A 12,582-nucleotide genomic window follows, 5' to 3' on the forward strand; every position below is an offset into this window, starting at 1 on the left:
CACCGTTCCTTTTGGAGGAAAGGACACTAGGGCCATGCTGAGCGAGCGCTTCCGTGAGGAGCACTCTGGCAAAGCGGAAAGCAGGCGCGCGCAACTTTAAGAAAGACCAGATTCGTCGGCCAAGTGATAACTCAGTCGACGTTGACCTATGGCGGGGTCCGACTCCCACTTCGCGACCATTTTCCCACATGAAATTAGATTGTGAACTGCTCGTTGGACTTGGAACCTGTGAGCTCGATCCCCGAGCTGGGTCGTCGCCCTCCGCCATGGGGAAACCAAGGGCCGCATACCGACCATTTTGTGAAAGTACTCGTGCACTTCGGCACTCCTGATTAGCTGATCTGAAGAAGGAATGAGGACCATTCAGCCATGAGTGCGCGCCGCTGCTCGAGCGCGTCACCTCGGCGGTAAGCCCGCTCGACTTCGTTGCCGACCTGGTGAGCCAGAGCCTGCTCCGCGATCTCGCGCGGGTAAGTGGTGGTCTCGCCGGCCCAGTCGCGGAACGACGAGCGGAAGCCGTGGACGGTAACTCCAAGGCACTTCATCCGGCGCAGCAGCATGGCCATCGCCATGTTGGACATCGGCCTTTCGGGGTCGGCGCCGGGGAATACCAGCGGCCCTGTCCGCGTCAGGCTGTTCAGCAGATCGACCGCGGGCTTGCTGAGCGGAACGCGATGCTCCTTGCCCGCTTTCATCCGCTCGGCAGGCACGATCCAGATGGCGCGGTCGAGATCGAACTCCTCCCACCGCGCCTCGAGAATTTCGGAGGTACGCGCCGCGGTTAGGATCAGCAGCTCGAGCGCCAACGACGACGTGCCGGGCAGCTTGCGCAATCGCGCGACGAACGCTGGCACGTCCTCAAACGCCATCGCGTCGTGATGCTTTTTAGGACCCTTGCGCGGCTTCGGCATGAGCAACGCGAGGTTGCCGCGCCACGCGGCTGGGTTCTCGCCGGTGCGCAAGCCGCGGACCTTGGCTGCGTCGAGCACAGCCTCGATCCTCCCCCGAACCCGACTTGCCGTTTCAGGCTTGGTCCTCCAGATCGGGCTCAGGATTGCCACCAGGTCGTCGACCGCTACCGCGTCAATCGGTCGCTCCCAGATCGGTGCAGCGTAGGTCTTGAGGGTGTTGCGCCACTGCTGGCGGTGCTTGGTGTTCTTCCAGCCTTCATCACGGCTTTCGATCAGTTCGAGGGCGACCTTTCCGAAAGTCGGCGCTCCCTGCTCGACGCGGCGCCAGTGCTGCCGGGGATCGATGTCCTGTGCGCGAAGCGACGCCGCGTCCTGGGCCCGTTCCCGAGCTTGAGCCAGAGTTACAGCTCGTGCCGGACCCAGGCCCAGCTCAACGCGCTTGTTACGCCAGCGGTAGACCAGTGCCCAGGACTTCGCGCCAGTCTTACTGACCGAGAGGTAGAGCCCGTTGCCGTCTGCATGCAGCCCCGGCGCATCGAGCGCCTTGACCTTGAGCGGGTTGAGCCGGTTGATTGTACGCGCCATGATCAAGTTGCCAAGTTGCGCTCGAGCAGGGCTTCGAGATCGCTGTGACGGATGAGTGTCCGGGTTCCGATCTTGACCGGCCTGAGTTGCTCGGCCTTGATCAAGTCGTAGATGGTCGTACGACCGATACCCGATACTTCGGCGGCTTCGCGTATGCTGTATGACAACTTGTGCACTTGATGATCCCTGATTGCTTCTGCACCCGCTTTCGCAAGAACTACGAAACTGATCTAGGGAAAGTGCTATGTAAGCCCAGGGCTAGATGTCTGGTGCCATACGGACCGGCCCGCCGTAGCGGCGCCGGTCGCAGGGTAAGGGTCAGACGAGGAGTTCGCCGAGCTCGGCGCCGAGGTCGGAGAGATCCTCGAGGATCAGACGCTTTTCCTCGCTGGCCTGATCGAACCCGTCGAGCTCAGCTTCCCAGAGCACTTCGAGCTTGATCCGCACGGCAGCGAGAGTGGGGGAGCTGAGGTCGAGGAGCTCGTCCTGTTGCGCCGCCACGGCCCGTTCGAGAGCTTCAGCTTCGGGGCCCTGGGCCTGAGCCAGCTTCTGGCTCAGATCGGTGTAGGTGGCGAGGGCGCTATTCCATTTGGAACGGCGAGTGGTAGTGGCTTGGTTAGTCATCGAGTCGATCCTTTCGCGATCGGTTTTGTGGTTAGGATCGGCGTTGGTGTTGGTAGCACCGCGTCGATCCGCTTTCTTTTGGAACCTGCTTGAGGTTTGGCTTCGCCCAGGTCCCGTCAGTGGGCTACGAGTCCGGGAGTCTGAGGTCAAGCACGAACAGGCCACATTTTGTGGCGTAATTATGTTTCCATTTCTTGTTCTTTATTAGCTAGGTTACATATCTCCTGGGCTCGAGTCTAGAACGTGAGTTTCAGATGGGTAGCGGTATAGTCGGAAGCTCGTGAAGAAAATTCTTCAATTTTATCCGCTATAGTCAAGTTTCAAATCGCCCATGCCCTGGGTTTAGATCATTTAATGTGTTGAGTTTCAAAAAGCCTTATTTCTAGGACATATCTCATTTGAGACTTGACTATGGTGGTCGACCTCGGCCTCAGGAAATCTTGAAGGCCGAGGAGGCGCATGGCCTACGCGGCCTTCCTCTCGTATTTGACCAAGCCCGTGACGATGTAGTCGCCAATCAGGTCGCGCTTGACTGTGAGATTGAGGTCGCCGAGCATCTGCATGAACTGTTCGAACGCCACGGGCATCGCACGGCCGACGTCCCGCATGTGGAACGAGTAGGCATCGTAAACCTCCCGGCATTTGCTGTGACCCTCACCAACCACGAAGCCAGTGTTATCCTCGAGGAAAGCCTGGACCGAGTTGTTGATCCGCCGCATCTGGGCCACCCGACTGTCATGGCTGGCGGGTAAGGTGAAACCGTTCTGATCGAGTAGCCGGCGAACCCCCTCGAGAGCCCACGCAGCAATCGCCTCGCGTTCCTCCGCCACGATGATCTCGGCCAGGTTCTTGACTTGATCTTTTTCAGCCACCGGGTGGTTAAAGTCGAGGATCAACCAACGCCGAATGAATCCGCGCGAGCTGTCTCGCGAGACCGGCAGGTAGTTCGAGGCGAACCAATGCGCACAAATCGGTGTGAAGCCGAAGGGGTCCTTGCCTTTGAATTCGCACCGCTGCGGGGCTCCCTCAACCACCTCCTTGAAACTGCTGCCGGTGATCATCCCATTCTCCGGCAACTCGCCGACGATGTTGGCAGTCTTGCCGATCAGGTCGGTCAGTGTGAAACGCTCACTCCAAGTCTGTGGACCCAATTGCGCCACTGCATCGGGTGGCAGCAACGCTCGCAGCACCCTTAGCATGACGGTCTTCCCTGTCCCTGCCCGCCCAAACAGCAGGAACGCGCGCTGATATGACGGCGCTATGCCGAACAGAGTCGCCGCAAACATCTCTTGGAGGGCCATCACACGCTGCTTAAAGTCGGGTTCACCGCCCCAACAGGAAGCGAGAAACTCAAGCCACCGGTTACAGCGGGTCGCGCTATAGCGGTCGTATTCGAACGGCAGAGTGAAGGTTGCCCCGAACTTGGGGTCGTGGCTGACTATCGACAGGTCCTCCCCGACGTAGCCGTTCGCGAAATTCAGCCCCCGATCATGGCATTGAACCAGCTTCTTTTTGCACATGCGCTCCAAAACCTGGACGATAGCGTTGTAGTCGCTGTTGCGCCGGACAAGCGCTGAGTGCGTGACGTTTTTCGCTACGTGCAGATAAATCAGGTCTTCGTCGAGCCTGGCGAAGCACGCCCCGTTCCACTGCCAGAAGTAGCCTTGATCGTAGCGGATCTCGCCGGAGTGCTCGAGGTACGACAGGACATGAGCGGCAATCTCAGCATGGTTGTCGACGTCCAAGCCTTCTGACTGGCTCCGCTTCGCATTGAGCAAGGTTGTGAGGTCTCGTTTGCCATATCCCAGAGTTTTTGAATGTCGCCGGATGTGAGCGATTAGTGCGTCACGGTGTGGGTCGGAAAAATGATCGTCCTTGGCGATTTCCGTGAAAAGAAGGTCGATTGAAGTTGCGAGCCAGTCATCGCTTAGGGGATTTTCTGCAATACGGCCGTCAAACCACGCTTTGGCTCGTTCATATGTCCAGCTTTGGTCAATATTGGCGGCCGCGATCTTAACGACCTCTGCGTGCTCGCGCCAGTCGTCGGGAAGCCCAGCATCCCAGCCCGGAGGCATTGTGCGACCCTTCTCGAGATCCTTGATCAGGAACTCGAGCAGCTTGGCGACACCCTTCTGGGGGTCCATCGCGTCGCCCGAGACCTTGGCGGTGAAAGCCTCGACCCAGTGGTACATCTGCTGGATGGCGTCGAAGAGCGAGAAGACGGCCGAGCGGTCGATGCCGAGAACTACCCGCGCCAGATACCCGGCGTGGCGGACCATCATCACGTCGCGCTCCCCCGAAGGGATCACGTCGAGTGGCGAGGAACGTCCACCACTACCGATCTCGAAGCCCTTCGCGCCGAGCAGCGCCCGCAGCTTGTCTTCGATGTCCTCGCCCAGACAGGTCAGCTCATCCATCACTTCCCACAGATTGGTGTTCGAGGTGTAGGGGCGGCCAGTGTCGGGGTGGATCGAAGGGGGGACTACACATTGGTTCCCCTGGCCGAGGAACTCGCACAGCATCCCGCCGTCCGCAGCACGAAGCTTGAAGTTGCGTTGGTTTTCGAAGCGATAGGCAAGGGCCATCCCTTTCTTTCCGACGCGCACCCACGGGCTGGGACCGCAGATCTCGCGGATCGCGGCGATCAGCATCTCGTCTTCAGTATCGACGTCAATGATCGCCATACCCGAGGCCGAACCCAGAGGAAGGCCGATGTTGCCGTAGGGGAACGACTCCATCCAGTGGTTCATCTCCAGCTGGTCGGGCATCCGGGTGCCGAAAGTCGACCAACCCGAAATATCTGGCATCTTGTTGCGCTGGCGTAGGGGGATCACAGGTAGGCCCGAGTTCCAATACTGGGGGGCAAACTGCTCAAAGATGCGGTCAGTCACTTTATTTTCCTTAGAACATGAAGGCCCCCCTTCAGGTTTCGTGGACTTCCGGATGGAAGATCAGGCTGCGTTGAAGACGAGCGCACCCTCGAGCTCGTAGAATCCTCGAACAGTGGCTGGATCTCGCACGACGCGGTCAACCCGAGCCGGGTATTGATTGAAGGCTCTCTTGAGGTCGCCGCTAGGATCGGTGAGGACGTTGTCGAAGAGGTCGAGGAAGTCCTCCCGATCCACGCTCCGACCCGAAGTAAGGTGGAAGTAGCTGTCGTGACCCTCGACGTAGATCCACTCGTGGCACATCTCGATCCAGCAACCTCGACTGTAGCCCGCCCACTCCCAGGCAAGAGCAAGGAGGCGGTGAATCTTGGCAGGCGGCATGTCGGTTTTGCGGGCGGCTTCAGCGTACCTCCGGGCAATCGGCTCCCATTCAGCACCGCTGGCGAAGACCTCGGCTGCAATTGCGGCCGCCCCGGGGAGAAAGTTCCAGGCGTGGCACCCGCCTTGGATTTCGTAGCTCCAGTGGTCGAGGGTAAATTCGATGGCGTCGTTGAAGTGAGCATGGTCGAGATGGACCCTGCCATTGTGGGTCAAAGTAGGAATGTTCACGGTGTATTTCCTTTGTTGGCGTGCGCCAATGGAGCCGCTCGGATAGCGGCAGCCGATGGCGACGATCGAGTTGGCGTTGGGGCTCAGCTAAGTTCGTTAAATGCGAGCATTCCATCCACTTCGTGGAAACCGCGAGCCAGGCTGGCGTCGAAGATCAATTGTTCGACGTATACCAAGTGAAGTAGGAAAATTGCCGCTGCTCGTTCCGACTCTGCAATGTCTCGAAAAAGCAAGATGAAGTCATTGGCGTCCACCGCGCGGCGGGTCGCGAGGTTATAAAAGAAGCCGCCTTCCACAACCCGTATCCATTCCCGACACATCTCAATCCACCAGGTTAGTCGGAAGCTGGCGTACTCCTCGGCGAGGGCAAGGTGTCGGCCAATGACCTCCGCGGGGATGCCATGGTCCACGGCAGCCTGACTGAAGCGACGGGAGACCGGCTCCCATTCGATGCCGGCGGCGAAGACTTCGGCCGCCAGCGTGGAAGCGCTGGTGAGGATACTCAGTTGCGAGGCGTCGACCCTCATATCTGCAACGCGACGCTCGAGCGAAGTCTCGATGGCATTGACGAATAGGTGGGGAGGCCGATCGACACGGCCATCAGAATTCAGGGTAGGAATGTTCACGGTGTATTTCCCAGTGTTAGGTGTGCGTCTCCGGCGCCGCTCCCGGGAGAGCAGCAGAGACAGAACGTGATCGGTGGGCGGTGGCCCGCCCTGAGGCAGAAGGCTCAGGCGTAGTTGAACACGAGCAGATCATCGCGGATGAAAAACTGCTTCGCGATGGTTGGGTCGCGCTCGATGGCCTCGACCCGATAGATCAGGTCTTCCGCAATGAGGAATTCTGTCATGCCGAAGCCCGACAGTGGGCAGTATTTGTCAACGCGCTGATCGAACTGCTCAGGACAAAGACGTTCCCCCGTGTTTACGTTGAACAGGGTGTCCGCGACCTGGTCCCAGATGAACCACCTTGGCAGCATCATCCATGCAGTGGGGTTCTGACGTCCCCACCGCCAAGCTTCGGCAAGGATTGGCGTTGCGGTCTCGGTCGGGAGACCGTTCTCGCGAGCCACCTTACTCAACCCTGCGGAGACGCGCTCCCAGTCGAAGTTCGCGGTTACGGCATCTGCAGCAGGTGCAGCACCAGCAACCCGAAGGCGCCATTCCACGCTGGTGTGCGATGGATCGGAGAGTCGGTCCATCCCTCGCGACAGCCTGTGGTCGATAATCCAATGTTCAAAAAATTCGGGTGGACAGTGAACTTGCCCTAAGGCAGTAAGAGCGGGGTATTCCAATGTAGATCTCCAATATTTGAGGCACACATCTCTAACGCCGCTCACGGGTGAGCAGTCGGGATGGCAGTTTGTGTGGTGGACCAGCCAGCTAAGCCCGCGAGTCCGGCGGTAGTTCAACTTGAGCAGAAGTCGCCGTCGATCGACTAGCTGGTCAGAGTACGTGCGGTGCGTCCGTAAATCGTGTAAGTATGTGGGCTAGGGCGGGGGCAGAGCTTGGCCCTCGCGGGGCCGTGTAGTTTTTGTCATTGTTTCAATCCTCAATGGTGTTGGCCAGCTGGTGAATGGTCTTTGGCGGAACACTGACTTCTTGAGAATGGTCTACTCTACTAAAGCCCAGGGCTTACCGCGGTTTGATAAATTCGAGCTCATACGGACCGAAGTGTTTATGGACGCTCGACCCCACCTTGGGTGGACATGTGTCCGCTCCAGTCGCCGAGGCTGCCTGTGGACTGCCGGGTCGAACTGTAGCCCTCGGGGGCTGGCCGTAGGTCAATTGCCGCATGGAAGCGGGAATCGGGGGCTGAGGGTTGGAACCCCACTCCGATCTGCAGCGAGCGGGATTACGCCCCGGGGCCCGCGGCGAAGTGTCCTTCCCCGCTCGAAACAGGCAGTGATCGGCTATGCATTGCTCGAGCGATCGCACCATGCCCGTTCCGCCTGACCACTGCTGTGAATCGACCGAACCCCTCATCCCGCACCATTCTGTCGGGGACGCTGATAACTCTCAGGTTGAGGGCTGCTTCCGCTCGAGACGTCAGGTCCGCCAGCGAACAATGGCTCTGTGTCGCCTGATCCAGAACCCCAGTCGAATCAGTCGCCTGCTGGGTCGGGCAGGCGGTGCGAGGCAGATCGCAGTGCGCTGCGAGCCCAGAGTTGGATGGAGTGTGGACCCCAAGGGATCTCACGATGCAGTGACGCATGCCGCCAATCCGAGGGGATCGTGTCCCACCATGTGGTGTAGGTTCGCTGGCGTAGTCGCAGCGATCTCCGGCCAAGCCGGATTGATCATGCCGCCATGGCTGGCAACCTGATGATGGTGTTATCGCTTAATCCCGAGACGCTTTCCAGCGTCATGTAGCGGCAGCGCTGAACGGCCCACTCGTCATTCTGTTCGAGCAGGATCGCGCCGACGAGACGGGTTATGGCCTCCTCGTTGGGGAAGATGCCGACGACGTCGGTGCGCCGCTTGATCTCGCCATTGAGGCGCTCGATGGGATTGTTGGAGTGCAGCTTGGTGCGATGCTGCGCGGGGAAGGTCATGTAGGCCAGCACATCGTCCTCGGCGCTGTCCATCAGCGCCGCCAGCTTGGGCACGGTCGGCCTGAGCTGATCAGCCACGCTGCGCCACTGGGCCTTGGCGGTCTCGGGTGTTTCCTGGGCGAAGGCGGTGGCGATGAACGCCGAGACGACCCGGCGCCCACTCTTGCCGGCATGGGCCAGGGCGTTGCGCATGAAGTGGACGCGGCAGCGCTGCCAGGTTGCGCTGAAGACCTTGGCGACCGATGCCTTGATGCCTTCATGGGAGTCGGAGATCACCAGCTTCACGCCGCGCAGGCCGCGGCGGGCAAGGCTGCGCAGGAAGTCCGTCCAGAACACCTCGGCTTCGGAATGCCCGATCGCCATGCCGAGGACTTCGCGCCGGCCGTCATTGTTGACACCGACCGCGACGATGACGGCGACCGAGACGATCCGGCCGGCTCGCCGGACCTTGATGTAGGTGGCATCCATCCAGACATAGGGCCAGTCGCCTTCGATCGGACGCTCGAGGAACGCCTTCACGCGGCCGTCGATCTCTTCGCACAGCCGGCTGACCTGGCTCTTCGAGATGCCGCTCATCCCCATCGCCCTGACAAGATCGTCGACCGAGCGCGTCGAGATGCCCTGGATGTAGGCCTCCTGGATCACAGCCGTCAGAGCTTTCTCCGCCATGCGGCGGGGCTCGAGAAAGCCCGGGAAGTAACTGCCCTTCCTGAGCTTTGGGATCCGCAGCTCGACGGTGCCGGCGCGGGTCTCCCAGTCCCGGTCCCGATAGCCGTTGCGCTGCGCGAGCCGCTCGGCATCCTTCTCGCCGTAGGCCGCACCCGTCAGGCCGCCGACCTCCAGCTCCATCAACCGCTGCGCGGCAAAACCAATCATGTCGCGCAGGAAATCGCCGTCGGCAGTCTTCCCAACCAGCGCGTGCAGGTCCATCTTGTCGTTGGTCATCGGTGTCTCCGTAAGTTGAGTTTCGCAACCCAAGCTTATCCGAAGTTCGCCGATGACCACCCGCGAAACTGACCGGCCGCTACAGCGCTAGTTGGGGAGCGCGCGTCCGGTCAGCTTCGCTACCCTCGAAACCTACACCACGCCCGGGGGCACGACCTCCGAGGGCGCGATCGAGTGCGACGACACCGGTGTTGGCGAAGAGAGCTATCGGGATGTGGTTGGGGGGCATGCTCGACGGGGGTCGGCCCATTCTGCATATTCACGCTCAACGATGCTCCGCGCCTGCTGGTCGAGATCAGCGGCGGGGACGCTGATGGGCCGCACCCCTGGATCGGGTGATCTTCGCCAGTGGTTCGCGTCCCCTACGGCCCGCTGGTCCCGTCAACCCAGAGCTTGAGGTCAAACCCGCGCCCGAACCCGCGACCGAGCCGGAACAATTATCTGGGAGTGCACCGGGTCACGAACTTGGAACCCCGGCGAGCGCGGCTTTAAGGGGCGTTTGGCCTTCCGTGAGAAGGGTACCATGGCTATTTCTAGCCCGGATTGGTGGCAGCGGATGACAGTGGTCCGACGATTCCGCAGAAAATTTTCAGATTTCTGACCCTAACACCGACCCTAACACCTTGCCGTAACACGTACGATTGCGTCCGAACTCCAGTGAACGAAAAGCACCAAATTCTGCGGTTGCGCTAATCCGGGTGTGTCCACACGAGTACGCTGGAACGGCTGGGTGGCGGAGGAGGCGGTCCGATGCGAACTGCTCTCTCAGGCGAAATTCCCGTGCGACGGGAATTTCCCGGTCCTATGGCGGTCGAACACTCCAACCAGGCCCGAAATTCGACGGCACGACAACGACTTAGGACTCCAAATCGCTAAGATCACGAAGCCATTCGACGGGAACTTTTTACCGCATGCACGGGATTTCGTGTCTCCGAACGGGCCCACCGACGATTGATTCTCACCAGCGACCTTCCAAAAGTCCCTCTCCCCCCTATAACAAAAAACTGATTTACCTTATAAAAATCTGTTGACGCCAGACTTCACATTCGGCTTGTTAGGCAGCGGAAGGCGGATGACCGACCCAGACCAGCTCTTTACGGGCTGGCGTGTCTCCCCGGCCGAGGAAGTCAGCTCGGCGTCTACCACACATCAAATCAATGCACCAGCCATGCGCTGGGAACATTAACATGTGCGGGGGGCACCGTGGATAATTCGGACGAAGAGGCTGTTGGCTACAAAAAGCCGCCAAAGAAAACCCGTTTTTCGAGCAAGTATCAACCGAATCGAAATCCGGCTAAACAAGTCGATGCCGATTGTACACTCGATATGCGTGAGACTCTTCGTGATATTTTAATGCAGGTGTGCAAGATTCCTCGGAACGGTCGGAATACCAGGATTTCTATTGCGGCAGTGCTTGGCGAGAAATTTGTAAAGGCCGGACTCAACGGTGATATAGACGATATGGCAAAGGTGATGAAGATCCTCAAGGAATTTGGGGTCTTCGAAGATGCGGGCAAACTTAAATATTTGCAGCGTGAATGGGAGGCCGAACGCGAGACGCTCGACGCGACTATTGTTAAGTTGAGTGACGCCGTGGCTGGCCTGCTTCAATTCTTCCGTGAGATAAACTCGGAGTGCATTTGGCTCGCAGAGAAATATATGGAGGCGAACTCCAAATGTAATTGTGAGGCTTTTAGCGATGATGTTGAGCTTATACAAGCCATACGGCAGCTGGCGGATGGCGCACGAGAGGCAATAGCCTTAGACCCGCAAGATGGACCAGAGATGGGTCACTGGGGCGGCTTCCAGTCAGACCCGGCATTGAATACTTCCAGGCGATCCCAACGGGGTGGAAATGGGAGGTCTGACAGCGAGCCCTGTTTGGAGGATGAGCTCAAGAACGAGTTCTACACCGGAATGCTGGGTGCCGACGACCCCATCCCGCCCGCGGGCGACGATGACGGGGAGGATTGATCATGGGCAGCTTCGTTATCACCCGGAAGAGCACTTTCCAGAAGCAGAGCCTCGCCAAGACCACCGGGCGGCGCAAGAAAAACGTCGCCAAAGTCGAGCTGCAAGCGCTGACCGCGCATACTCCGCTCAACGACATTGCCCCGGACATCAAGATCAGTTGGCGCAACACCGATGAGCTGAAAGACGCCCGGCGCAAGGTGCGCAAAATCGAGGATCGGCACGTTGCTGACCTGGTTCGCGCCATCTCGCATTTCGGGTTCGTCAGCCCGATCATCGTGCGCGGCAATCGGGTGGTCGATGGGCACACCCGACTTGCGGCCGCGCGCGCTTGCCATGCCCAAGGTGCCGTGCATCGACGTCAGCCACCTGTCAGAGGACAAAGTCCGGCTGCTGACGATCAGCCTTAACCGGTTGGCTGAGAAAAAGACGTGGGATCTGGCCGAGCTCAAGTTCGAGCTGGAAGAGCTCGAAATCATGGAGTTCGACCTCACCCTAACCGGGTTCACCATGCCGGAGATCGACATCATCTTCGGGGACGAGGCTGAGGACAAGGACAAGGAAGATGCGGTCCCTGAGGCACCGGAAGTGCCGGTCACCATCGAGGGCGACCTTTGGTTGCTGGGGACACACCGCGTGCTGTGCGGTAGTGCGCTGGCGGCTGCCGACTACGAAAGGTTGATGTCCGGCGACCTGGCTGCCGCGGCACTGACTGACCCGCCCTACAATGTGGTGATCGCAGGGAACGTCAGCGGGCTGGGCAAGACCAAGCACGGCGAATTCAAAATGGCCTCGGGGGAGATGACCCGCGAGCAGTTCGAAGAATTCCTGACGGTCTACCAGGTGCATTGCCGACGCTACTTGCTGGCGGGTGCGGTGGCCTTCGGGTTCATGGATTGGCGCTCGATTGATCTATTGACCAATGCTGCGCGCAAAGCCGGTCTCAAGCACATAAACACCGCGACCTGGAACAAGGGTTCGGGCGGTATGGGTTCGCTTTACCGCTCGGCGCACGAGTTCGTCGGCGTGTTCTGCAACGGGGATGTTCCGCGGGTGAACAACGTCGAGCTCGGCAAGCATGGTCGCGACCGGACCAACGTCTGGACTTATCCTGGCGCCAACAAGCCCGGCACCTCGGGCGCCAAGGCGCTCAAGGACCACCCCACGCCGAAAAACCTGGAGATGTGCGCCGATGCCTTGCGTGACGTTACCCGGCGCGGGGAGATCGTGATCGACCCGTTTCTGGGCTCGGGCACCACGCTGATCGCGGCCGAACAGACGGCACGCGTGTGCTACGGGCTCGAACTCGAACCCAAGTTCGTCGATGTCATCGTCCGCCGCTGGGAGAAATTGACCGGCAACCAGGCCGTTCACGCGGAGAGCGGCGAGACGTTCCAGCACACCGGCGAGGAGCGGCTCGCAAGCGAGGAATGAACGTCAAGGCCGGTTGGTGCGCGCAAAACCACTCGCCTTGCCCCTCCTTCCAAGCCATGCC

11 protein-coding genes are annotated in these 12,582 nt (G+C 59.7%); 3 read left to right on the top strand and 8 right to left on the bottom strand.

Annotated elements, in window-relative coordinates:
• Window positions 1-332: 332 nt before the first annotated feature.
• The 8 genes from GKE62_RS06000 to GKE62_RS06035 form a co-directional block, all read right to left on the bottom strand.
• A complete protein-coding gene (locus GKE62_RS06000) occupies window positions 333-1,496 on the bottom strand; it encodes a site-specific integrase (RefSeq protein WP_154691447.1) in 1,164 nt (387 codons plus the stop codon).
• A 2-nt stretch (window positions 1,497-1,498) separates the two neighbouring features.
• Window positions 1,499-1,672, bottom strand: coding sequence for a helix-turn-helix domain-containing protein (locus tag GKE62_RS06005; protein WP_154691448.1), 174 nt, complete (start codon window positions 1,670-1,672; stop codon window positions 1,499-1,501).
• A gap of 142 nt (window positions 1,673-1,814) precedes the next feature.
• A complete protein-coding gene (locus GKE62_RS06010; RefSeq protein ID WP_154691449.1) occupies window positions 1,815-2,120 on the bottom strand; it encodes a hypothetical protein in 306 nt (101 codons plus the stop codon).
• A gap of 464 nt (window positions 2,121-2,584) precedes the next feature.
• A complete protein-coding gene (locus GKE62_RS06015; RefSeq protein ID WP_154691450.1) occupies window positions 2,585-5,011 on the bottom strand; it encodes a phage/plasmid primase, P4 family in 2,427 nt (808 codons plus the stop codon).
• A gap of 60 nt (window positions 5,012-5,071) precedes the next feature.
• Entirely contained in the window at window positions 5,072-5,617 is a 546-nt protein-coding gene (locus tag GKE62_RS06020; RefSeq protein WP_154691451.1) for a hypothetical protein, read from the bottom strand.
• Between the two features lie 83 nt (window positions 5,618-5,700).
• Entirely contained in the window at window positions 5,701-6,243 is a 543-nt protein-coding gene (locus tag GKE62_RS06025) for a hypothetical protein (protein ID WP_154691452.1), read from the bottom strand.
• A 104-nt stretch (window positions 6,244-6,347) separates the two neighbouring features.
• Window positions 6,348-6,818: a hypothetical protein gene (locus tag GKE62_RS06030; protein WP_154691453.1), complete on the bottom strand. Its 471-nt coding sequence runs from the start codon at window positions 6,816-6,818 to the stop codon at window positions 6,348-6,350.
• Between the two features lie 1,098 nt (window positions 6,819-7,916).
• Entirely contained in the window at window positions 7,917-9,116 is a 1,200-nt protein-coding gene (locus tag GKE62_RS06035) for an IS256 family transposase (RefSeq protein ID WP_154691249.1), read from the bottom strand.
• 1,203 nt (window positions 9,117-10,319) lie between these two features.
• Between GKE62_RS06035 and GKE62_RS06040 the strand changes: the two genes are divergently transcribed.
• The 3 genes from GKE62_RS06040 to GKE62_RS06050 are packed head-to-tail and all read left to right on the top strand — an operon-like array spanning window position 10,320 to window position 12,521.
• Window positions 10,320-11,090: a hypothetical protein gene (locus GKE62_RS06040; RefSeq protein WP_154691454.1), complete on the top strand. Its 771-nt coding sequence runs from the start codon at window positions 10,320-10,322 to the stop codon at window positions 11,088-11,090.
• A gap of 2 nt (window positions 11,091-11,092) precedes the next feature.
• Window positions 11,093-11,497 (top strand): ParB N-terminal domain-containing protein, encoded by a 405-nt coding sequence (locus tag GKE62_RS06045; protein ID WP_230207058.1) that lies wholly within the window; start codon window positions 11,093-11,095, stop codon window positions 11,495-11,497.
• Window positions 11,424-12,521 carry a DNA modification methylase gene (locus tag GKE62_RS06050; RefSeq protein ID WP_195908619.1) on the top strand — a complete coding sequence of 366 codons (1,098 nt, stop codon included), beginning with the start codon at window positions 11,424-11,426 and terminating at the stop codon, window positions 12,519-12,521. Before GKE62_RS06045 ends, GKE62_RS06050 begins: the two co-directional genes overlap by 74 nt.
• Window positions 12,522-12,582: the final 61 nt, after the last annotated feature.

This window comes from Novosphingobium sp. Gsoil 351 (genome assembly GCF_009707465.1).
Taxonomy (GTDB): Bacteria; Pseudomonadota; Alphaproteobacteria; order Sphingomonadales; family Sphingomonadaceae; genus Novosphingobium.

Bases quoted from the DNA above. Each gene is read 5' to 3' on its own strand.
- GKE62_RS06000 (WP_154691447.1), bottom strand. From the start codon at position 1,496: ATGGCGCGTACAATCAACCGGCTCAACCCGCTCAAGGTCAAGGCGCTC.
- GKE62_RS06010 (WP_154691449.1), bottom strand. From the start codon at position 2,120: ATGACTAACCAAGCCACTACCACTCGCCGTTCCAAATGGAATAGCGCC.
- GKE62_RS06030 (WP_154691453.1), bottom strand. From the start codon at position 6,818: ATGGACCGACTCTCCGATCCATCGCACACCAGCGTGGAATGGCGCCTT.
- GKE62_RS06035 (WP_154691249.1), bottom strand. From the start codon at position 9,116: ATGACCAACGACAAGATGGACCTGCACGCGCTGGTTGGGAAGACTGCC.
- GKE62_RS06045 (WP_230207058.1), top strand. From the start codon at position 11,093: ATGGGCAGCTTCGTTATCACCCGGAAGAGCACTTTCCAGAAGCAGAGC.
- GKE62_RS06050 (WP_195908619.1), top strand. From the start codon at position 11,424: ATGCCCAAGGTGCCGTGCATCGACGTCAGCCACCTGTCAGAGGACAAA.